The organism is Fictibacillus sp. NRS-1165, from assembly GCF_050468105.1.
Taxonomy (GTDB): Bacteria; Bacillota; Bacilli; order Bacillales; family Fictibacillaceae; genus Fictibacillus_C; species Fictibacillus_C terrinigri.
Window position 1 is genome coordinate 46,485 of sequence record NZ_JBDPNU010000009.1, and the last position, 21,270, is coordinate 67,754.

Annotated in this window: 19 protein-coding genes and 2 pseudogenes; 13 read left to right on the top strand and 8 right to left on the bottom strand. The window is 43.7% G+C overall.

From position 1 onward, the window contains the following. Positions 1-237: 237 nt before the first annotated feature. The 6 genes from ABHN01_RS03015 to wrbA all read left to right on the top strand — a co-directional run bounded on the left by ABHN01_RS03015 (position 238) and on the right by wrbA (position 5,372). A complete protein-coding gene (locus tag ABHN01_RS03015; protein ID WP_429874330.1) occupies positions 238-681 on the top strand; it encodes a GNAT family N-acetyltransferase in 444 nt (147 codons plus the stop codon). Positions 682-1,022: 341 nt separating this feature from the next. Then, a complete protein-coding gene (locus tag ABHN01_RS03020; RefSeq protein WP_290400268.1) occupies positions 1,023-1,538 on the top strand; it encodes a YbaK/EbsC family protein in 516 nt (171 codons plus the stop codon). 261 nt (positions 1,539-1,799) lie between these two features. After that, complete coding sequence (locus ABHN01_RS03025; RefSeq protein WP_429874331.1) at positions 1,800-2,645, top strand: alpha/beta fold hydrolase; 846 nt, start codon at positions 1,800-1,802, stop codon at positions 2,643-2,645. A 148-nt stretch (positions 2,646-2,793) separates the two neighbouring features. Next, positions 2,794-3,648: a dimethylarginine dimethylaminohydrolase family protein gene (locus ABHN01_RS03030; protein WP_429874332.1), complete on the top strand. Its 855-nt coding sequence runs from the start codon at positions 2,794-2,796 to the stop codon at positions 3,646-3,648. 253 nt (positions 3,649-3,901) lie between these two features. Next, positions 3,902-4,678, top strand: coding sequence for a rod shape-determining protein MreC (gene mreC, locus ABHN01_RS03035; RefSeq protein ID WP_429874333.1), 777 nt, complete (start codon positions 3,902-3,904; stop codon positions 4,676-4,678). An 82-nt stretch (positions 4,679-4,760) separates the two neighbouring features. Beyond that, positions 4,761-5,372 carry an NAD(P)H:quinone oxidoreductase gene (gene wrbA / locus ABHN01_RS03040; RefSeq protein ID WP_429874334.1) on the top strand — a complete coding sequence of 204 codons (612 nt, stop codon included), beginning with the start codon at positions 4,761-4,763 and terminating at the stop codon, positions 5,370-5,372. Between the two features lie 57 nt (positions 5,373-5,429). On the opposite strand, the gene ABHN01_RS03045 is transcribed toward wrbA, so the two are convergent. Both ABHN01_RS03045 and modA read right to left on the bottom strand, forming a co-directional pair. After that, on the bottom strand, positions 5,430-5,765 hold the full coding sequence (locus tag ABHN01_RS03045; RefSeq protein ID WP_429874335.1) for a hypothetical protein: 336 nt from the start codon (positions 5,763-5,765) through the stop codon (positions 5,430-5,432). A gap of 71 nt (positions 5,766-5,836) precedes the next feature. Then, positions 5,837-6,634 (bottom strand): molybdate ABC transporter substrate-binding protein, encoded by a 798-nt coding sequence (gene modA, locus ABHN01_RS03050; RefSeq protein ID WP_429874336.1) that lies wholly within the window; start codon positions 6,632-6,634, stop codon positions 5,837-5,839. A gap of 338 nt (positions 6,635-6,972) precedes the next feature. On the opposite strand from modA, the pseudogene ABHN01_RS03055 reads away from it, so the two are divergent. From ABHN01_RS03055 to ABHN01_RS03065, 3 genes and pseudogenes are all read left to right on the top strand, one after another. Continuing rightward, positions 6,973-7,287, top strand: a pseudogene (locus ABHN01_RS03055) (glycosyltransferase); the annotation flags it as partial. A 497-nt stretch (positions 7,288-7,784) separates the two neighbouring features. Beyond that, a complete protein-coding gene (locus ABHN01_RS03060) occupies positions 7,785-7,967 on the top strand; it encodes an aspartyl-phosphate phosphatase Spo0E family protein (RefSeq protein WP_429874337.1) in 183 nt (60 codons plus the stop codon). Positions 7,968-8,154: 187 nt separating this feature from the next. Continuing rightward, entirely contained in the window at positions 8,155-9,405 is a 1,251-nt protein-coding gene (locus ABHN01_RS03065; RefSeq protein WP_429874338.1) for a helix-turn-helix domain-containing protein, read from the top strand. Here the strand turns inward: ABHN01_RS03065 and ABHN01_RS03070 are convergent. From ABHN01_RS03070 to ABHN01_RS03090, 5 genes and pseudogenes are all read right to left on the bottom strand, one after another. After that, positions 9,381-9,744 (bottom strand): annotated as a pseudogene (locus ABHN01_RS03070) (DUF2306 domain-containing protein). The gene ABHN01_RS03065 and the pseudogene ABHN01_RS03070 overlap by 25 nt on opposite strands. Positions 9,745-9,783: 39 nt before the next feature. Further along, the gene (locus ABHN01_RS03075) at positions 9,784-9,948 is read right to left on the bottom strand and encodes a hypothetical protein (RefSeq protein ID WP_429874339.1); all 165 of its coding nucleotides are present in this window, start codon (positions 9,946-9,948) and stop codon (positions 9,784-9,786) included. A 321-nt stretch (positions 9,949-10,269) separates the two neighbouring features. After that, entirely contained in the window at positions 10,270-10,716 is a 447-nt protein-coding gene (locus ABHN01_RS03080) for a cupredoxin domain-containing protein (protein ID WP_429874340.1), read from the bottom strand. 248 nt (positions 10,717-10,964) lie between these two features. Next, on the bottom strand, positions 10,965-11,726 hold the full coding sequence (locus tag ABHN01_RS03085) for a SurA N-terminal domain-containing protein (RefSeq protein WP_429874341.1): 762 nt from the start codon (positions 11,724-11,726) through the stop codon (positions 10,965-10,967). A gap of 130 nt (positions 11,727-11,856) precedes the next feature. Then, positions 11,857-13,260, bottom strand: a complete 1,404-nt coding sequence (locus ABHN01_RS03090; protein WP_429874342.1) for a hypothetical protein — start codon at positions 13,258-13,260, stop codon at positions 11,857-11,859. Positions 13,261-13,466: 206 nt separating this feature from the next. Here ABHN01_RS03090 and ABHN01_RS03095 point away from each other — a divergent pair, with 206 nt between their 5' ends. The 4 genes from ABHN01_RS03095 to ABHN01_RS03110 all read left to right on the top strand — a co-directional run bounded on the left by ABHN01_RS03095 (position 13,467) and on the right by ABHN01_RS03110 (position 20,258). Beyond that, complete coding sequence (locus tag ABHN01_RS03095) at positions 13,467-14,210, top strand: DUF2161 domain-containing phosphodiesterase (protein ID WP_429874343.1); 744 nt, start codon at positions 13,467-13,469, stop codon at positions 14,208-14,210. Positions 14,211-14,354: 144 nt separating this feature from the next. Next, positions 14,355-17,267, top strand: a complete 2,913-nt coding sequence (gene pulA, locus ABHN01_RS03100; protein ID WP_429874344.1) for a type I pullulanase — start codon at positions 14,355-14,357, stop codon at positions 17,265-17,267. A 151-nt stretch (positions 17,268-17,418) separates the two neighbouring features. After that, on the top strand, positions 17,419-18,423 hold the full coding sequence (gene eutB, locus ABHN01_RS03105; RefSeq protein ID WP_429874345.1) for a hydroxyectoine utilization dehydratase EutB: 1,005 nt from the start codon (positions 17,419-17,421) through the stop codon (positions 18,421-18,423). Between the two features lie 143 nt (positions 18,424-18,566). Continuing rightward, on the top strand, positions 18,567-20,258 hold the full coding sequence (locus ABHN01_RS03110; RefSeq protein WP_429874346.1) for a PucR family transcriptional regulator: 1,692 nt from the start codon (positions 18,567-18,569) through the stop codon (positions 20,256-20,258). A gap of 66 nt (positions 20,259-20,324) precedes the next feature. On the opposite strand, the gene ABHN01_RS03115 is transcribed toward ABHN01_RS03110, so the two are convergent. Continuing rightward, positions 20,325-21,191: a MurR/RpiR family transcriptional regulator gene (locus tag ABHN01_RS03115; protein ID WP_429874347.1), complete on the bottom strand. Its 867-nt coding sequence runs from the start codon at positions 21,189-21,191 to the stop codon at positions 20,325-20,327. Between the last annotated feature and the right edge of the window lie 79 nt (positions 21,192-21,270).

A 21,270-nucleotide genomic window follows, 5' to 3' on the forward strand; every position in this document is an offset into this window, starting at 1 on the left:
CCTTAAATCCAGTTAACTAGTGGCTAATACATAATAAATTACTCAATATCATTCATCTTTTTTCCAAGCAGCAACTAGCTGCTTTTTTGTTACTAAATTGTACCTGTTCCATTAGAATGGATTTAAGATTAAGCATGGAATTTTGGAAGATGGGACAGAGTCTTATAGATCCGGAAGGTGGGGCATGCTGCTAATTACTTAAGTTTTTATAGTCCTTGAAAAGAAGGAGGAGTGCCTGTGTCTGAACAAATGGTTTTTATGGAGGAAGAGCACTTGGATGCTTGTGTTGAGCTGTATCAGGATGTATTTAACCGCAGTCCGTGGAATGAGAGCTGGACCGAAGAAACAGCAAAAGAGAGATTAGCTGATTTGATGAATACACCAAAGTTTCTCGGATTTGTATTTTATGAGCACAGCCAGCTCATTGGATTTATTGCTGGAAACAGCAAAAGGACGTATAGCGGATTAACGTTCTATATTGCTGAGCTCTGTGTGAATAACAACATTCAAGGGAAGGGCTATGGCTCTAAAATGCTGAAGCGGTTTGAGGAAGAATTGAAACGAAGAGAGATTCCAAGTCTTTATTTATTAACGGCTAAGCAAGGTCTGGCGAAATTGTTTTACGAGAAAAATGGTTACAGAGTGAACGAGAACCGGTTCGTCATGACGAGAGCGCTTTAAAAGGAGGATTCGTTTATAATCACATATCCGCTTTTACCAAATGAGGCTTCCATCGGGGTTACCGCTCCTTCATCCGGTGTACAGCCTGAACTTCATGACCTTTTAAAACAATCCATCCGGCAAGTGGAGGCTGAAGGGTTTCATGTCATTAGCGGTAAACGACTTGGACGCAGCGAAAGGCAAAGTCAGCAGACGCCGCAACACGTGCCAGTGAATTTAACGATATGATGAAGAATGAAGATATCGATATCACCTCAGGAGCTTCCGGACAGGAGGTTCCTTTTTGTTTCCTGAAAAAAGTGTTATATTCTATCTTATATCAGCATGGAAGGATGATGGAAATGTCGATTGAAAGCGTTAAAGCTCATTTAAAGCAATGGAACCGTGAAAAAGATGTGATGGAATTCGATGCATCAAGTGCAACCGTCCAACAGGCTGCCGATACGATTGGAGTCATTCCTGCCAGGATCGCCAAGACGCTATCATTCAAAGGAGAAGATGGAACCGCTATGCTGATCACAGCAGCAGGGGACGCTAAGATCGATAACAAGAAATTCCGCCAGCAGTTCGGTTTTAAAGCGAAAATGCTTTCACCTGAAGAGGTGCTTGAGCAGACTGGGCATGCGGTAGGCGGTGTCTGTCCTTTTGGTTTAAAAAACGAGATTGCTGTTTATCTGGACGAATCGATGAAAAGGTTTCAAACCCTTTTCCCGGCATGCGGCAGTTCAAACTCAGCGATTCAACTGACAATTGATGAGATCTACGAATATTCCAATGCCAAGGGCTGGATTGATGTTTGCAAAGGTTGGGAGGCAGAGGCAAGTGTTGAGAAAAAAACGATAAATAGCAATCAATAATAATTGATCGAAGAAAAATGAGCCCAGCAAGAGGTTAGATAGGGAAAAGGATTCAAGTAAAATTCAGGAAAACCATGTTACAATAAAAGCTGGGCCGGTTGCCCTTAAAAAGACAGTGTAAAGGTGGCCTCGTCATGATTATCAAGTGGGTTCGTATTCGATAATTCAAGGTGCAGGCCAATACTCCGGGAAGCGTTTATTGATCTGCGCCATGGTAACCGACGGCGAATAGATAATAAATTTTACGGAGGTAACAAAAACATGAGAGAACAGATATTGGCGATAAACAAAGTGGAAATTTGTTCAGAGAGCTTTGGTAATCCTGAAAATCCGCCTGTGCTTCTCATTATGGGAGCGATGGCGTCATTGGACTGGTGGGACGATGAATTTTGTCAACGGCTTGCTGATCAAGGAAGGTTCGTCATACGATACGATCATAGAGATGTGGGACGATCGACGATTTATGAACCAGGGACGTCCAATTATACGATTACAGATCTGGCAGATGATGCGATGGGTGTCCTTGATGCTTACTCGATTCAGAAAGCTCATATCGTAGGAATGTCCCTTGGGGGAATGATCGGCCAGATTCTGGCGTTACGATTTCCTGAACGCGTTCTTACCCTTACAGCAATTGCTTCAAGTGTATTTGGAACGGAGCAGGAGAAGCTGCCGCCGATGGATCAGCGTATTCTGGACTATCATACGAATAGCGCTTCTGTCGATTGGTCAGATCGTCAGTCCGTCATCGCCTATCTTGCCGATGGCTGGAAAACGTTAGCGGGATCTAAGCCTTTTGAGCAAAAACGTATGAACAAGCTGGCAGTACGGGAAGTGAACCGGGCGAAACAACTACCGAGCCGATTCAATCACGGTATGCTTCAGGGCGGCGGGGAGTACTTTGATAGGATGGGAGAAATCAGGGTGCCAACGGTCATCATTCATGGTACAGAGGACCCTGCTCTGCCGTATGAGCATGGATTGGCTCTCGCAAAATCCATTCCCTATGCTGAATTGGTGACACTTGAAGGAGCGGGGCATGAGATCCATAGTGAAGACTGGGGTAAAATTATAGACTCAGTAGTAAAGCTGAGTTCGAAAAAATAGAAGGTATACGAGATTAGAAGCAAGCAGCCAAAGCGAGTTTATCGCCGGCTGCTTGTTTGTGCGGTTGTCATTCATTTAAAGAATTCTGTTTAATTTCAAGCCCATAAAGGGAAATGTCATATTAAATCTCTTATATCGGGGGTACAGAATGTCCATCGCCCTTAAACGAACGGAAACAGTATCATGCAGGAGTGAGTATGATTCACTCGCCCGCGTGATTGTATGTGAACCAAAATACATGCATATCTCTGAAGTAATTAATGAAACACAGCGTCATTATGCAGATCAAAATATTAATAAGAGACTGGCTTCCAAACAGCACCAGAACTTCGTCCGTACTTTGCGTGCCCATGAAGTCGAGGTGATTGAACTCCCCCCGCGTCAGGAATTTCCAGAACAGGTATTTACCCGGGATATTGGTTTTACGCTGGATTCCACTATTTTTGTCTCTTCAATGGGAAGCAAGATAAGACGAGGAGAAGAAATTGTATTAAAAAACTGGCTGAAGAATAAAAACGTACGCCTTCGAGAAATCAATGGAGGAAAGATTGAGGGCGGTGACGTACTTGTTGATAAACGTACTATTTATGTAGGTGTAAGCAGCAGGACCGCTCATTCATCCATACAATCTTTAAGAGGAATGATACCAGAACATGAAGTGGTTTCCTTGCCGTTTAATCCAAAATATCTCCATCTTGATTGTGTGCTCAACATACTATCTCCGACTCAGGCGCTTGTGTTTCCATCTGCTTTTCGTAAAAAGGAATTGGATTTCTTGGCGAAAAGGTACGATTTGATCGAAGTGAGCAAGGAAGAACAGTTCTCATTAGGCACAAACGTACTCTCCATTGGGGATAGGAAAGTGTTCAGCCTGCCCGTGAATCCTCAGGTGAACAACAACCTTCGAAAAAGAGGATACGAAGTGATTGAAGTCGACTTGTCCGAGATCATCAAATCCGGCGGTTCGTTCCGCTGCTGCACAATGCCCATATTAAGAAAATGAGATGGTACGGTTTGGTGCCAGGCACCCCATTTACACACTTGTGTAATGGAGGTGCCTGGCACCAAATATTCACACCGAATTTGACAAATCACGATAAGATGGTAGTATTGTGTGATCTGTTGGCTATCAATCTATGTTAATATGTGGTAGGAGTATTGATGAAATAAATGGACGTGCATGCGGCAGCAGAACAGAAATTAATGCTGCCTTTTGCTATGATTGAAACCATAACATGAAAGGTGAATTTTCATACATGAGATTTCTTAGTTTTAGATTTCTGCTCTTGATATTTTTTTCGGCTGTGTTAGCCGTTTTACTGCTCTATTACTTTACAGGCATTAAAATTCCTGGAAAACAACCCATTCTCAATGTCATCGATAATGTGAAAGATATGTCTTCCATCGAAAATGAAAATAAAGTACTAAAATCAAAGCTGCAGGAACAGGAATCTCTTTCTGTACAAAAGGTGGAGCTTGAAAAAGAAAACAAAAATCTTCAAGCGGTTGTGGACAAAACAAAAGAAGTGGAACAGTACGATCCGCTTCAAGCGAGCGTGATGTACAGAAATTCAGACACATCCAGCTGGTATGAAACCGTTGTGATCGATAAAGGAAGCCAGGACAAAGTTCAAAACAATATGGCGGTGATTACGAAGGACGGATTGATCGGAAAAATAACCGACGTAAAACCCACCTGCTCCGAAGTTAAGCTGCTCAGCAGCAAAGACAAAAGGTACCGCATCTCTGCTTCCATCAAAGGAAAAAAGAACGTCAACGGTATCCTGAACGGGTATGACTCAAGCAATAAATACTTAATGGTACGAGATATTTTAAATAAAAACATTAAAAAGGGCGAGAAGGTCGTTACGTCAGGACTGGGCGAAATTCTGCCTCCTAACCTGGATATCGGAACCATCGTGAAGGTCAAACCGGATCCCTACGGACTTACAAACATTGCCTACATTAAACCATCTGCCGATTTTTATGACATCAATCAGGTCGTCGTTCTCAGATCGACGGCACATCAATAATCTCTTTTTTCTAAACGTTTTAAAGTACCCCCAATAGGCTATTTTAGTGGTATGTACTTTATTAATGAAGGAGATGGGAAGCATGTCAAATGTCAAACTGGCGGTTATCTATTACAGTTCTACGGGAACCAACTACAAGCTGGCGAATTGGGCTGCGGAAGGCGGAAAAGAAGCAGGTGCAGAAGTGCGAATTTTAAAGGTGCCGGAACTTGCTCCGCCTGAGGCGATTGAATCCAATGCCGCATGGAAGGCGCATGCAGAAGAGACGAGGGACGTTCCGGAAGTATCTCTGAATGATTTAGAATGGGCAGATGCGTTCATATTCAGCATCCCTACCCGTTTTGGGAATGTGCCTGCACAAGTTAAACAATTTCTTGATACGACAGGTGGTCTATGGTTTAATGGAAAATTGGTGAATAAAGTGGCCAGTGCCATGACATCTGCTCAAAACCCTCATGGCGGACAGGAAGCTACAATCCTTTCTCTTTATACGACGATGTACCATTGGGGTGCGATCGTAGCGACACCGGGATATACGGATCCCGTGTTATACGGCGCAGGCGGAAATCCATATGGAACCAGTGTTACGGTAGACCAAAACGGAAACATGAAGGAAGATGTAAAGGATGCCGTCATTCATCAGGCGAAACGGACAGTGACGGTTGCGGATTGGGTCAAAAAAGGGAATCAATAAAAAATAACAAAAAAATAGCCGATTCTCTATGGGAGAGAATCGGCTTTACGTTTTTCCTTATGTCGGGGCTGCTCCTCCGCCAGAAGAGGGCGCTTGTGCACTAGGTGCGGCACCGCTTGTTGTTGACGGGCCGGCAGCTTGGGCAGGGGTCAATGGTACAGCGGGACCGGCTCCAGCTTGTGCGGGAGTTTCAGGAGTGGGCGGTTTCTTTTGAAGTGTACCTTGAACCGGTGTCAACAAAGGACCGACAACGAGTGAGGTAGGAGGAGTATCAAAGGCTGAACCGGATGAGATCGATTCTGCATCACCAATCAAGAGGATGGAGGAAATACTGACCCCCATAATGTCGAGTTCATGAACAGCAATTTTGCGGTTAATCACTTTAACGTGCAATTCTTCACCTCCTGTTCTGAGGCATACTATCTATGTGTATGGAAAGGACTTGTTCTTTATGAATACTTTTCTTAATGGATCTTTTTAAATCCGTATTTTTCAAGAGTCTTTACGGACGACTCACTCTTAAGAAATGTGTACAGTTTTTTTGCCTCTGCTTTTTGTTTCGAATCCTTAATAACTCCTAATGGATAAACGATCGGACTGTGAGAGGCTGAATCGGCTGATGCTGCAATGCTCACTTTTTTCGAAACCAGAGCATCCGTTCGATAAACGACCCCGGCATCAACATTTCCCGTTTCCACATAGGAAAGGACTTGACGTACATCCTTTGCATAGATGAGCTTTGGTTTCACTTTTCCCCATACCTTCATGTTTTTAAAAGTTTCCAGTGCATATTGGCCGGCGGGCACGGCTTCAGGCGTCCCGATCGAGATCTTTTTAACAGAGCTGTTCTTTAAATCATTGAATGTCTTTATACTGGATTCAGATTCTTTTGGAACAATCAGAACTAAATCGTTTCCTACTACATTTGCCCCCTCTTTTCTTTCAATACTGCCATCCTTCACAAGAGCCTGAAACTTGTCCTGGGCTGCAGAAAAGAACAGATCGACAGGTGCCCCTTGTGAGATTTGCTGCTGCAATGTACCCGAAGCGCCAAAATTGAAATGAAGCTTAACGAATGGATGCTTTTTCTCGTATGTATGCTGCAGGTCTGTAAGGGCATCCTTAAGGCTGGCTGCAGCTGAAATCGTTAAGTTGACGGTTTGTTTTTGTTTGGAAGCCTCATCCTTGTCCGATTGGCCTGTACAAGCCGTAATTGTCGTGAACAAAAAGAGAAGAAGAAGCAGACCAACTGTTTTTTTCATGGTAAGATCACTCCGATTTCCAATTTTCAATTCTTTCTTAGTATAACTGATTATAACTTTCGGTGGTTCAGGAACAATACGACCTCGCTGTTCAAAAATCGAATGAAAATTAAAACTAGACCTTTCTTCTTCGGATTTTAAATCCCAGTTAAGCCGGCTGTAGGTCTATGATCTGCATCTTACCGTGCACATCATCAATGAAAAATAAGAGAAACCAGATTCTGTTCATCGAAATCTGGTTTTTTCTTTTTTCTATCTTAAGGAAGAGTTAAGCTTCTCCTTTTAAACTGGCTGTAATGTTGCTTCGGACAGAGAGGATGAGAGGAAGTATGGAAACAATGAACGGCATGTTATCGGTCTTGATCCTGGCATTCAACGAAAAGGAGGTTATTGAACATACGTACCACCGGCTTAAAACGGCCATGGATTCAACAGGAAGCGATTATGAGCTTCTCTTTGTGATCATCATTATTTATGCTGATCTGCAGGATCCTCCAGAATTGATCCCTGCCATGATCAATAAATGGAGAGAGGGCTTTGATGTCGTATATGCCAAGAGGACGGCAAGGAAAGGGGAAACGTTTTTTAAGAAACGGACAGCTGCCCTGTTCTATCGGACGTTGCGACGGATGACAGATACGGAAAGCTCACTGTCAGCCGCTCCCATCATCTTAAATACAAAGCATGCCGTTATGGCAATGGGAGGTTTTTCGGGCAGTGATCCTGCCTTAACGGCAAAGAAGCTGGAAAAATTGGCCAAAGCAGGCGAAGTGAAATATTTCTTGGTTTCCGGCAGACAGGGGGCGATGGGTCGCGGAAGCCAAAAGGTGACGGATTGGATCAAGAAAAATTGTGATCAAGTGCCGTCGAGTGAATGGAACTCGAACAAAGAAAAGAACACTCTTCGCTCTGGACCTGATCAAGACCAAGCTCTATATGTATACAAAGGATAAACTCAGCGGCTCCTCCAAAGAGCCGCTGTTTTTGCTTTTTCGGCAGGAGGTTGAGAAACTTCCCGCCAAATGACCTAGAGAACGGCTCGTTTTTTATAAAATTTCTCAACCTGTGAAAGCCGGTCTTTACTACTATTGGATTATTTTTTGATTTATGATGGGGATAGAAATATCTTATTCAATCAGGAGTGAACGGCATGAGTCCAGCGTTAAATAGGGAATTACTAAAGTTAATAGAGAATAAGAGAACAGAAGTAATTCATTCAGCGATGGAGAAAGGTTTTCATAACGAGGAGACCGTCAGCTGGGGAAATGAACTGAATGAACTGTTAAACTGTTATCAGAAACTGCTTTCTATACATCCCATGAAAAAGATTTAGTGATTTGCTCCTGATTTTATTCCTTCCTCATCCGATTTTTTATTTCTCTTATCCTACCACTGTTTCCTGCACTATACCTTCTTATGTACTAAACTCTCACTAGCATATATGTGTATTGGTAAACATATGGTAGAATTTTTACAAAGAAATATTTTCTGTCTTTAATGATGTGAGGGGGAGGCAGCACGTGATCGACGGCAAAAAAATCTATTTTTACAGAATTAAAAAAGGCTTAACCCAAAAAGCTGCCTGTGAAGGAATCTGTTCCGTTTCATACTTAAGTAAGATAGAAAACAACAGCATAACGGCTAGCCCTGAAATATTACAGTTGTTGTGTGAACGGTTAGACATCCAAACCTCTATTGTCAGTGAAGAGGTCGTCAATAATCTGAAAAAAGAAATCTATGACTGGTATCAGGATATAAAGTACAGAAATGCAGACGATGCACACAGGAAGTTTGAAGAGCTTCAGACCGAAGTAAACCAATTGAATGATCTTGGTCTAGTCAATCTTTTTCAAATTTTTTCAGCACGCTACTTTATGTATATAGAGGACTTGGATAAGGCAAAAGAACAGCTCGAAAAGCTGACTGAAATGAAAAAAATGTATACCACTGAGATGGAGTTTTATATTTTTCAGTTCAGAGCCCTTTATGAATATTTAACGGATAATTATAAAACAGCACTACATTTTTATAAAAAAGCTTACTTATTAGCAAGCAAGCTCAACATTTTAGAACCGGATTTAATTTACCAAATAGCCAGTATCAGCAGCAGGTTGGGTTATTTTTCTCAAGCTCTCTATTACGCAAAAACAGCACTGGAAGCATTCAATGCAGAAGCCAATTATTCTAAAGGCCTGGATTGCCATATTACACTTGGTATTGCCTATAGCCGATTGAAGGATTTTGAAGCGGCCAAATCCCACTACCTCGTCGCGTTAAATGCAGCAACTTTTAACCCCACATTAAAAGCGATGCTGCCAAACATCCTTCACAACATGGGACATTCCTATTACCAGGTTGAACAATATGACGAGGCAATATCTGTATTAAAAGAAAGCCTCCGAAAGAAGAGGGGGATAAACACGGCGTTAACCATCTGCCTGATTGCTTATAGCTACTACATGAAAAGACAACTAAGAGAAGCCAAACAGTGGATTAGAAAAGGCTTAAAAGTTACAGGGGAAGAAAATATTACTCCTAGCTTTATTCGACTAAAAACAATGGATTACAAATTGCATGATCTGGAACAAACGGAAGAATATCAACAATTTATAGAAGAAAAGGCTATTCCATACTTAGAAAAAATACAGGACCGTTTACATCTGATTGAAATGTATGAGGAACTGGCTATCTACTATTCCAACAAGTTTTCTTATAAACATGCCAATCATTACTATGCAAAACTTAATCAGTTGTACAAAGAGTCTTTATAGATTAAAACGGCGTTCACTGATGTCGATCTCTTCCTGCGCAAATACCACTCTGCAATCCAAAGATTCACCAGCACCGATAGAAAAAACAGACAGCGGAAAACCAACAGTGAAGCCTGCACCAATGATCGAAGCGGCGGCAGAAAGGTCCGGAACGTGATGAAGACGAGGGTAACGGCATAGCTGCGAACCATCCATTCCTGATGGCTTTTTACCTTCCGTTCACGAATTCGCTTCACCCCAACTAAAGTAGTGATTGATACCTCCGGTCGCGTAGAAGGCCAAGTAAATACCGGCAGGGACGCTGAGAAAAATGGTAAACGCATAAATCCTTCCAAGCATCCTGTGGACAGAAATCGTTTTTCTGCTCGACTTTAAGAACTAAAAAGGTCCAGCCGCGAGTGCGATGGCACCGGTAGCAATATAGATAAAGCTGGCTGTATGGAATTCAGGGTTCTCCAGCTTACCGGTTACGATGCCGGACTGCTTCGGCCCAAACACCACATACTGAATAACGATATAACTGATGAATAGAGCGATAACCACGTCCGTTCTGTACTAATGGCACCCACTCCTAAAAACCAGAAGGAGTGGATGAAGCTGGCTTCCATGTAAAGGTTACCCTGATTGGAGGATTACGCCAAATCAGGCTCCGTCCAACTCAGAAGCGAAGACAACGATAAAGGAATACCGCTTGTATCTTGACGGATCTCGATTCACTCTGTCGACCGATCCTCCGGCTAGCTTTAATTTTTGGAAGGGGCAGGGAGAACGTGATGGATCGATTTGATCTGCAAGGAAAGAAAAAGGAAGTTCTAATGAAAAAAGCATTCTGATGGAGACATCAGCATGCTTTTTTCATCTTGTTCAATCCACCACAAGATAGGCGATCATTGGTCCGTTGTGTGAGATATCCGAATGAGTTTTGCAGATTAATCGGTAGATGCCTTGTTTTTTAAACCGCAGATGCAGCACGGTTTCTTTTCCTTTCACTACCGTTCCTTTCACATCTGTTCCTTCAATAAAAAACGGATGCTCTTTGCCGTTTACGCCATAAATGCTTAAGGTCACCGGCTGATCATACGGGATATGAATCGTCCCGGGATCCCACCTGTAAGCCTCAATTTCTTTGCCATTTTCGAGTTGGGACTTAAATTCTCCAGTAACCATGTTGATGACCAGCCGTTTTGAAGCAGCTGGTGAACCCGCCGTCTCTACCGCTTCCGGTTTAACCACATACCACGTTCCCATCCCGAGACAAATAAATAGGATAATGGCCAGTATCCACTTTTTTGGAAGATATAGTATTTTCAAGAATCCCACCTCCATGAGCTTGTCTTTTCAACTATATGAATGGAAGAGGGATAAGTTGTTACTTTTTTAGAAAGAATGAAGCGCTTCTGAAAAGCATCGAGTAAAAGCAGGCTTTTTCCCATCTGCTTTTCAGGCGCTTCACTTGGTTCAAAATCCTGAGATTATCTCAAACAAATATGTGAAAAGAAATCGATCAGCCGAATCCGCAACAAAAAGGGATGACATAATGTCATCCCTCCAAATCATCGTTAGATTTTAATATCAATCTTTGCATTTTTCTTAAGCTCTTTAACGTGGCTCATCAATTTCTCCTGCTTTTTTTGCTGTTCAAGCTGCTGCTTGATCTGGGGCTTTACTTCTTCCAGTTTTGGAGGCTTCTGTCCTTTGCCTGTACCTTGTTTTGCGTACTGGTTATAGTAATCCTGAATCTCTTTGTCTGTCACTGTATCGGCAGGTACTTCTTTATCGATATATTTTTGAGAAGTAATGCCATCTGTGATCTGATCTTTTAATTCAGATTCCGTTAGCTTCGCCTGCTTTAAGGCTTTAGTAAAGTTCTTCTCGCCTTTATATTGCTTCTTCGTTTTTTCGAGCTCTTTGTTCACCTCAGCTGAAGATGCTTTATAGCCTTTCTTCTTCGCATCCTGCATGATCAGTGATTGCCCGATCAAGCTTTCAATGGTCTGGCTCTTGATCTGTTTTGATGCTTCTTTTGAAGAAGGGTCTTGTCCCATCTGCTGCATCTGCATTTGAGAGGAAGAAAGCGCCTGGTTGTAATCTTTGCCGATGATCTTGTCATTATTTACTGTCGCGACCACCTTACCATTGGCCACTTTTTGTGCTTCAAGCTTTTTTTGCATTTCCTTCATCTGTTCTTCTTGCTTTTTCTGAGCTTCGGACGTTTTCGTTTTATCGTTGTCCGAAGCCTTTTTCTCTTTATCATTTGATCCACAAGCCGTTAATGCCACGGCCAATAAACACACCATTAATATCGAAATGATTTTTTTCATCATTCCACTCCTTTCAAAACATCCTTGGTGCGCATTATAACGGATATGAGACAAAAAGTGAAATGATAGGGGGGGAGCCAGAAAAAAAGAAGATCTCACAGCGTTATACTGTAAGTATCTCCCTTACTGATCAGATGATAAACATAGCGACAATGGTGGTAACTGCGAGACCGATGACAACCGGCAAAAGATTACGCCTTGCCAGTTCAAAAGGATCAACACCGCAGATGGCTGCAGCAGGAATCAGTGCCCACGGGATTAAAGTGCCGCCTCCTACCCAGATGGCCGAAATCTGCCCCAAGGCGGTAAGTGTTGCGGCTCCTGCACCGATCGAGTGCGCGAATAAAGCAGCAATCGAGCCGGCCAGTGAAATGCCTGAAAAACCTGAGCCGTCGAGTCCGGTGATGGATCCCACAACCGTTAAGGTAACAGCGCCGACCTCATTGCTTAGGGGCACGACTGAAGCAAGCGCGACACCTAAGTCATTGACGATTCCATGAGAACCTTTTGGGAGAAAATCACCAATGATTTTTGTAAAGCCGGCATCTCCCAGGTAAAAGAAGGCTGCGATTGGAATTACAGGGCCAAACACTTTAAAACCGAACTGGAAACCTTCAATCAGATAGCTTGTGGTTTTTTCCAATCCTTCGTACTTGTGGCTCGCCATCGTGATGAGCAAGAGAATGAACACCGAAGTGCCGCCGATCAGTGCGGTTGCATCACCACCTTGAAGATGAAGGATATACATGGCTGCAACATCCAGAGCAAACAACAGAGGAATCAGCAGAGCAAATAAGCGTTTTTGGCCGTCAGAAAGAAGGTTGCTTTGACTTTGGAGCCGTTCCTTCGGCTCTGCGACTGAAGACAATCCAGTCGTTGCGGTTATTCTCCCGGATTTTAAATCCCGTTTTAAAAAGTAGAAAGCGGCTAGGGTCGTTACCACTCCCATCACAGCCACGAGCGGGATGCTCGCTTGAATAACCTGGCTGACCGGGAGTCCCGCCGCATCCGCAGTCAGTTTAGGAGCAGCCTGGATGACATAATCGCCTGAAAGGGCAATACCATGGCCAAACAGGTTCATCGCCATCGCTACGCCAAGCGCCGGCAAACCTGCTCGGATGGCAACCGGCAGTAGAACCGCTCCCATTAAAGCAACGGCAGGAGATGGCCAGAAAAACCAGGAGATGACCATCATGAGAATGCCGATGGTCCAGTAAGCGAGAGCCGGAGTCCGTATCAGCTTTGAAAAAGGTGAGATCATCACATCATTGATGCCGGTAGCCGTCAGCGTCTTGCTCATCGCTACGATAATGGAGATGACCAGGATGGTTGAGAGCAGCTCGGTAATGGCATAGACAAAGCTGTTGAAGATGCTGCTTACTGAAGCGCTTAACGAGCCGGTAGCGGTTATGGCAATTAAGAAGATTCCAATGATACAGACCAGAGTCGTATCCCGTCTTAATACCATAAAGCCAATAATTAAAAAGATGAACACGACATAAATCCAATGAAGCGCTGCAAGTTCAACGCCCATTCTCTTCTCTCCCTTCATCGTTCCATATTCCTTTAAGGGGCATATGCCCATGGTGATGGTAATTACAGAATATGTTTAGTTGGAGAAGTGGTGAGAAGATTCATGTGACAAAAGCCCCAGCTATTCCTTAGCAAGGCACTTGATCCGCACTGCACCCTTTTTTGTGTTAGCATTAAAGGTAACTAATAGACAGGCAGAGGGTTTTCATGAAGAACAAGAGTGAAAAACGTTACGAAACAGACTTGTATGAACCAGTCAGGGATTTTTTTATGGAAAAAGGGTTTGAAGTGTATGGTGAGGTCAACCACTGTGACATCGCTGTGGTAAAGGAAGAGGAGCTGATCCTTGTAGAATTGAAGCTTAATCTGAATGTTGATCTTCTTGTTCAGGCCGTGAATAGGCAGAGGCTGACTGATCTCGTCTATATCGCCATTCCGAAGCCGAAGAATAACAGGAGATCAAAAAAGTGGCAGGATATCCTTCACCTGATCAGAAGGCTGGAGCTCGGCCTGCTCCTCGTTTCGTTTCCAAAGAGCGGCCCGGTTGTGGAGCCCGTTCTTTCACCTGGTGCTTTTGATCGGGTAAAAAGCAAGCAGGGCTATAAGAAAAAAAGAGTAAAGCTATTGGAAGAAATCAAAGGAAGAAACGGTGATTACAACGTTGGAGGCAGCAGCAAAACGAAGCTCATGACCGCCTACAAAGAAAATTGTATCCAGATTGCCTTCCTGCTGGAACAGTTCGGACCGTTATCCCCAAGAGCACTGAGGAAGCTGGGGACAGGCGAAAAAACGCTGCCGATCCTAAACAAAAATTATTACGGATGGTACGAGAAAATTGCCAGGGGGCTGTATGCGGTCAGCGAAACAGGGAAGAAAGAGATCACTCTGTTTCCTGATCAAGTGAATTATTACCGCGAGTTGCTGAAAAATGCAGCATCCGAAACGGATTAGGCTAGCCCCTAATCCGTTTTTATTCAGGAATCAGACTTTTTTCCTATCTATGAAACAAGTTAATGCAAACGCTTTCATTTGCTCCTTTATCATGGTAAAGTTATGGTTGAAATCTCATTTTCTATGTTTAAGGGAGGATAAGGAATGAAGTCGGCATCGCTCAAACGGTTTACGGCGTTACTCTCAATGATTGCATTGGTGATCGGCGGGCTTTTTTCTTTCCATTCTGTGCAATCGTTTGCGGAGACGGCAGCAGGTGGAAAAACGAAAGTCACCATACACTATCAAGCAGCAAAGGACAATACGAAGGATTGGAATCTATGGGTCTTCCCTGAAGGAGGAGAAGGAAAAGCCTATCCGTTTACCGGAGAGGACAAGTTTGGAAAAGTAGCTGAAATCGAACTTAGCGGTGCCTATAAGAAAGTCGGCTTTATCGTTAGAACTGACAGCTGGGAAAAGGATGGCGGGGATCGTTTTATCGATATTGCGGCCGGAGAAGGGGAAGTCTGGGTAAAGGCCGGGGATGGAAACACCTATACAGAGCCGCCGGATGGAGAGTACCGTGATCTGCCTTCCTATGAAAATATCAATGTGAAGGTTCACTACTTTCGCTATGACGACCAATATGAAGGCTGGAACTTATGGACCTGGCCGGAGAACGCTGAAGGAAAATCCGTTCCATTCACTGATGAAGATGATTTCGGAAAAGTAGCCAACATTCAGATGAAAAACTTAAAGGACGTTCACAAAATCGGTTTGATCGTAAGGAAAAGCGTTCCTGGAAACGAGTGGGCCGACAAAGAATTCGGAGACCGTTATGTGACGAAGTTTAAAGAAGACGGTTCTGCTGAAATATGGATCGCACAAGGGCAGGAGCGCATTTACTATGACAAGGATTTGGTCGACCGTGCACCGACGATTGTAAGAGCAAGCATCGACGGGTTTAACGAAATTACTTTTGAAACGAACTTTCCGTTTAATGTTAAGAATCACGGCTTATCACTTTCAGGAGGAGCGGACATAAAAGAAGTGGTTCCTTTTGACAGCAAAGCCGGTGAGTTTACGAACAAGGTGAAGGTCATTACGGCAAGGAATCTGGATCTCACAAAAGTTTACAAGATTGCTAAGGACGATTTCGGAGAGGCTGTTGTACAGACAGGTAAAGTCGTCCGAACACCAGAGTTTGATCAGCAGTTTTTTTACAGCGGAAATGATCTAGGAAACACGTATTCGAAAAAAGAAACGAGTTTCAGGCTTTGGGCGCCAACCGCCAGTGAAGCTAGGCTGGTTACGTATAAAACCTGGCATGGCGAAAATGGCACCGAGCTGCCGATGAAGAAGTCTGAGCGCGGGACCTGGGTGACTGCACTAAAAGGAAATCAAGAGGGACTGATCTATACGTACAAAGTGAAGATCGGCGACCAGTGGAATGAAGCGGTGGATCCCTATGCCCGTGCCGTTACTGTTAACGGAAACAAGGGGACAGTGATCGATTTGGATGAAACGGATCCGAGGCATTTTCGCAAACGAATGAAAGCCCTCACTCCTGAAGATGCGATCATCTACGAGCTACATGTCAGAGACCTCTCCATGCATCCGAAGAGCGGCATCCAGCATAAAGGAAAATTCCTGGGGGTTGCTGAAGAAAAAACAAGAGGTCCAAAAGGGGTAAAGACCGGACTAAACCATATTAAAGACCTCGGGGTTACGCATGTTCAGCTGCTGCCGGTCTTTGACTACAACTCAGTCGATGAAACGAAACTCGATATACCGCAATTCAACTGGGGCTATGATCCGAAGAACTATAATGCACCAGAAGGTTCCTATTCTACGGATCCTTACAAGCCCGCCGTCAGGATCAGAGAGATGAAGCAGATGGTGAACACGCTGCACCATAACAATCTCCGCGTGATCATGGACGTCGTTTATAACCATATGTATTCGGCCGGGGAGTCCAACTTCCAGAAGCTTGTACCGGGTTACTATTTCCGCTACAACGAAGACGGAACTTTGGCGAACGGTACTGGTGTAGGAAACGATACAGCTTCAGAACGGAAGATGATGCGCAAATTCATCGTAGATTCAGTGAGCTATTGGGCGAAAGAATACAATCTGGATGGCTTTCGCTTTGACTTGATGGGGATCCATGACGTTGAAACGATGAACGAAGTCAGAAAAGCATTAAACAAAATCGATCCTTCGATGATTGTGCTTGGTGAAGGGTGGGACCTCAACACACCGATTGATCCAGCAGCCAAAGCGAACCAGAAGAATGCCGGAAAAATGCCAGGGATTGCGCATTTCAATGACAATATCCGTGACGGGCTTAAAGGCAGTGTGTTCAATGATACAGATAAAGGATTTGTGAACGGCAAACCAAGTACCGGGGATACCATTAAGGAAGGCGTTAAAGCAGGCATCGATTACCCAAGCACCATGGCGAGTTATAAGGATCCGCAGCAAGTGATCACGTATGTGGAAGCGCATGATAACCACACCTTATGGGACAAACTGCAGCTGACCAATCCTGACAGCTCCATCGAGGCACGTAAAAAGATGCACGAACTGGCGTCTTCCATCATACTGACTTCACAGGGCGTTACGTTCCTTCATGCCGGACAGGAGTTCATGAGAACGAAAGGCGGCGATCATAACAGCTATCAGTCCCCTGATTCAGTGAACCAGCTCGACTGGCAGCGCCGTGCCGACTTCGGCAAGGAAGTCAATTACATGAAAGGCTTGATCAAGCTTCGCAAGAGCCATCCGGCTTTTCGTATGAGAACGGCACAGGATATCCGGAGCCATTTATCCTTCCTGCCGGCTCCAAAGAATACTGTCGCCTATGAACTTAAAGGCCATGCGAACAAAGACAGAGCCAAGGATCTGGTTGTCGTGTATAACGCCAATGTTAACGCTCAAACGATTTCTCTCCCGGCAGCAGGCCCTTGGAAGGTACTTGTAAACGGCGAAAATGCCGGAAACAAATCACTAGGTGTTTTGCTCGGTAATAAAATAAGTGTACCTGCATTGAGTGCTGTCGTCCTAGAAGGGAAATAATCTATAAGCTGCCGGAGGAGTACCCGGCGGCTTTTTTGATGTCATTTTGTATGAAAACTGCATTCGTTCACTAGTCACTTTTAATAGTAGATTACAGAATATTCTTACTATATAATGCGAAGTAGGATTGACACCGGAGGAGGGTACAAATATGAATAACAATATAACGTCAAGCCGGCAAGCTGAAGTAACGATACGAGACATATGGGAAGCTAGAAAAAGAATCGGTTCCCTTATTAAAAAAACACCTGCAGTCGAATCCTTTGTTCTTTCTGAAAGAACAGGACGGCCGGTTTATCTTAAACTGGAGACCGTTCATGATACTGGGGCATTTAAAGTCCGGGGGGCAGCGAACAAAATTTTAAGTTTAAGTGAAGAAGAAAAAAAGAGAGGGATTACAACGTATTCTACTGGAAATCATGGAATGGCTGTAGCCTGTGTAGCGAAAAAGCTGGGCATTGAGGCTACTGTCTGTATATCCAACCGGGTGCCGAAAGCAAAAGTCGATTCGCTCAAGAGATTGGGGGCGGCCATTGAGTTGTGTGGAGAAAGCCAGGATGAGGCCGGCGAAAGATGCTTTGCATTAGTAAAAGAGCAGGGGCTGACCGTGATTGAGCCATTCGATGATCCGTATATTATCGCTGGACAGGGTACCATCGGTTTGGAATTGCTGGAGGATATACCATCCTTATCAGATGTGATCGTGCCGCTTTCCGGAGGGGGGCTGCTATCCGGCATCGGTATGGCTCTAAAGTCAAATGACAGGAGCATTCGGGTAACGGGGGTCTCCATGGAAGAATCCGCTGTAATGTACGAAAGCCTTAGAGCCGGAAAACCCCTAAGTTTACCAGAAAAGGATACTCTTGCAGACAGCTTGCTTGGAGGTATAGGGCTGAACAATCAATATACATTTGAAATGGTGAAAAGGTATATGGACCAGGTTTTATTAATTCCTGAAGAAGAGATCGCATACAGCATGGCCTTTATGATGGATCATCATAGAATGATCATGGAGGGAGCGGCCGGTACTGGGATCGCGGCATTATTAGGAAATAAAATAGAAGATCAGGAAGGAGCCATTGCTGTCATTATCACAGGCCATAATGTTGATCTTTCTGTCATACAGCACGTACTTACTTCCTACTCACCATCTTGAAAATTCTCCACTTTTCCGCAAGATATAGAGGATGATTTCGTTTTGTGATAAAAAATATAGGAAAAACCTCCAATATGATGGTGTGCTATATTTAACAATATGTATAATTTAATCAGAAATATCTTGCGGTCAGGAGGGTTCATATGAGGTTGTCAGTAGGAGATATACTAAACTTTGAGATCATGAAAAATGCCCGGGTACGAACGGGCGGCCATATCCTGAATGAGCGTTATGTTCAATGGATTTCTGCTATTGAGATGCCTGTAGAAAATTTTGTCCGCAAAAATGAAGTGGTTCTGAGCACAGCCATTGGGTGCGGCCATGATGTATTGTTATTCAAAAAATTCGTTGAGGATATCATTCAATCGAAAGCTTCAGCACTTATTATTGCTTTGGGGCGGTACATATATGATGTGCCCAAAGAAGTGATAGAGATGGCGGAAAAGCATAATTTTATCATTATTGAAATTCCATGGGAAATCCGTTTTGCTACAATCATTGAAGATGTACTTCACGCGCTCAATGACATGCAGTATAAAGACCGGGAAAAGTCTGAAAGAGTTCAGCAGGAACTCCTTCAATTGATTTTAAAGGAAACAAGTCTTAATGAAATATCCGGTTTTATTCAAAAACATATTGGCTGTCCTCTCGTTATTACGGACAGAGCTGGAGTCGTCCAGGACAGGTCTGAGACGTACGAGCCTGATGACAGATGGAAATTCTATGATCTTAAAGATTGCATCTCCACTGAACACGCTGTTCTGCCACAGGATCCGATGTATCAAAAGTTCCATCTCATTGAAAGGGATGGTCAGACCATTGTCCAATTGCCAATACTAAAGGCTTCAGGAGATATACAAGGATATTTATTTGTTCTGCCCCCGAATGATTTGATCGAGGACTTTTTAAATCAGTACCGGGTGAACGTGCTCGAACATGCAGCTACTACGATCGCGCTTTGGCTGTCTCGGCAAAACGCCATAGAAGAAACAGAGATGCGTCTTCGCAGTGATTTTGTTCAGGAATTGGCAAAGGGAGAGTTCTCATCGCGCGAGCAAGCAGAATCCAGAGCAAAATTGCTCGGATTTAATCTCAAGCTCTCTTATATATGTATCGCCGGCTATCCTGAGAACCTGGAACTGCTGTTTAAAAAAAGAAAACAGCACTATGATTCGTATGCTCACTGGCTTGACAGCATGATCCGTTACATTGAGGAAGAAATTAATTATGCGGCCCAATCTCTTAAAAAAGAAGTCATGATGACCTATCAAGGAGAAAAACTTATCCTCTTTGTAGAAATGACAAGCCATGAGAACCCGGCGCATCACTTTTTGGATCTGGTTGAGAGGCGTCTCAGGAATCTGCTGCCTGATGTCATTATTTCATGGGGAATTGGTGCTCATCAGGAGGAGGTTGCAGGGTTTAAAAAAGGATTTGACCAGGCAAAGACAGCTCTGCAGATTGGAAGAAATAAGAAGGGAGCAGGACACCGGGTACTGTATGAGAACACAAAGGTTGACCGGGTATTGTTGACGCTCGCACAGAACAAAGAAATGAAAGAGATCATCGTATCAGCCATCGAGCCGCTTATTCAATATGACCAGCAGCGCACCATGGATCTTATCGGTACATTCACCACCTACAATGAATGCCACGGAAATGTGAGCCAGACCGCTCGCCTGCTAAATCTTCACAGGCAATCCCTGTTGTACAGGCTGCGTAAAATAGAGACTCTGACTGGGCTTTCCTTGATCGACACGGATGATTTATTTTTATTGGATCTCAGCATTAAAACATGGAAGCTGGGATTGCCGGAAGCCAGCTCAATCCTGTGAAAAGTAAACGGCAGGCCAGCCAAACAATAAAAAAACAAAGACTTGGTACAAGGTCTTTGTTTTTTGTTATTTATTATCTTTTTTATGAAAGACCTCGAACCTTTCCCATACATCCTCAAGTTTTTTCAGACGTTCCTGCGCGTCATCCATCCTTTCCCTTCCAATGTAGGCAATCAGGCTATTAATCAGACTCAACGGACCGACAAAAGAATCAAAAAAGGCGGGAAGCTGACTAGAAGCTAACAGTATTACATCCGCATGAGGGATAAGGGGTGAATAAAGAGTATCGGTGATCACGATCGTTTTTGCTCCCTGTTCCTTTGCAAAGGCTACCATATTGATGGTGCTTGTCGTATAGCGGGAAAAACTGATTCCGACGACAACGTCTTTCTCGCTCAGCTGATAGATTTGTTCAGGAAGCATTTCTTTGGTGTTTGCCATCTCTGCATGGTCCAGGAGAAGGTTCAAATAATAGTGCAAAAAATTTCCCAGAGCAGCAGCACTTCTATTGGCGCAAATGTAAATGCGTTCACCATTCAGCAGATAGGCGGCGGCGTTCTTTAATGATTTCAGATCGAGATTTTCCATTGTAGATTTGATATTGGCTATATCGTCCTGAAAAATATCATAAGCTGCCTGATCATCTGTCTTATATACTTCTGAAGACATTTTGAGTCTTTCGATCGTAGTCAGCTGCTGCTGAACGGAGTTTTGCAAGTGCTGTTGAAGATCGGGAAAACCAGCATATCCAAGGAAAACGGCAAATCTGACGACAGTCGCTTCACTGACCCCAGCCTCCTTTGCCAACTTTGCCACTGTAAGAAAAGGGACCGTATTTTGATGTTGGAGAATATAATCAGCGATTTTTTCCTGTGACTTGCTCATTTTCGGCATTTTTTCTGCAATCACTTTATAAACGTTATCTTGTTCCATCTCTCAGTTCCTTTTGGGCTGTTATTTAATGAATCCTATCTTCATCATAAACGAATGGGCTGCATATTACATCTTTTCC

What these genes read in the sequence shown, in the direction of transcription:
- pulA (WP_429874344.1), top strand. Translation starts at nt 14,355, where the DNA reads ATGAAGTCGGCATCGCTCAAACGGTTTACGGCGTTACTCTCAATGATT.
- ABHN01_RS03090 (WP_429874342.1), bottom strand. Translation starts at nt 13,260, where the DNA reads ATGGGCGTTGAACTTGCAGCGCTTCATTGGATTTATGTCGTGTTCATC.
- ABHN01_RS03020 (WP_290400268.1), top strand. Translation starts at nt 1,023, where the DNA reads ATGTCGATTGAAAGCGTTAAAGCTCATTTAAAGCAATGGAACCGTGAA.
- ABHN01_RS03060 (WP_429874337.1), top strand. Translation starts at nt 7,785, where the DNA reads ATGAGTCCAGCGTTAAATAGGGAATTACTAAAGTTAATAGAGAATAAG.
- eutB (WP_429874345.1), top strand. Translation starts at nt 17,419, where the DNA reads ATGAATAACAATATAACGTCAAGCCGGCAAGCTGAAGTAACGATACGA.
- wrbA (WP_429874334.1), top strand. Translation starts at nt 4,761, where the DNA reads ATGTCAAATGTCAAACTGGCGGTTATCTATTACAGTTCTACGGGAACC.
- ABHN01_RS03025 (WP_429874331.1), top strand. Translation starts at nt 1,800, where the DNA reads ATGAGAGAACAGATATTGGCGATAAACAAAGTGGAAATTTGTTCAGAG.
- mreC (WP_429874333.1), top strand. Translation starts at nt 3,902, where the DNA reads ATGAGATTTCTTAGTTTTAGATTTCTGCTCTTGATATTTTTTTCGGCT.
- modA (WP_429874336.1), bottom strand. Translation starts at nt 6,634, where the DNA reads ATGAAAAAAACAGTTGGTCTGCTTCTTCTTCTCTTTTTGTTCACGACA.
- ABHN01_RS03115 (WP_429874347.1), bottom strand. Translation starts at nt 21,191, where the DNA reads ATGGAACAAGATAACGTTTATAAAGTGATTGCAGAAAAAATGCCGAAA.
- ABHN01_RS03085 (WP_429874341.1), bottom strand. Translation starts at nt 11,726, where the DNA reads ATGAAAAAAATCATTTCGATATTAATGGTGTGTTTATTGGCCGTGGCA.
- ABHN01_RS03030 (WP_429874332.1), top strand. Translation starts at nt 2,794, where the DNA reads ATGTCCATCGCCCTTAAACGAACGGAAACAGTATCATGCAGGAGTGAG.
- ABHN01_RS03095 (WP_429874343.1), top strand. Translation starts at nt 13,467, where the DNA reads ATGAAGAACAAGAGTGAAAAACGTTACGAAACAGACTTGTATGAACCA.
- ABHN01_RS03110 (WP_429874346.1), top strand. Translation starts at nt 18,567, where the DNA reads ATGAGGTTGTCAGTAGGAGATATACTAAACTTTGAGATCATGAAAAAT.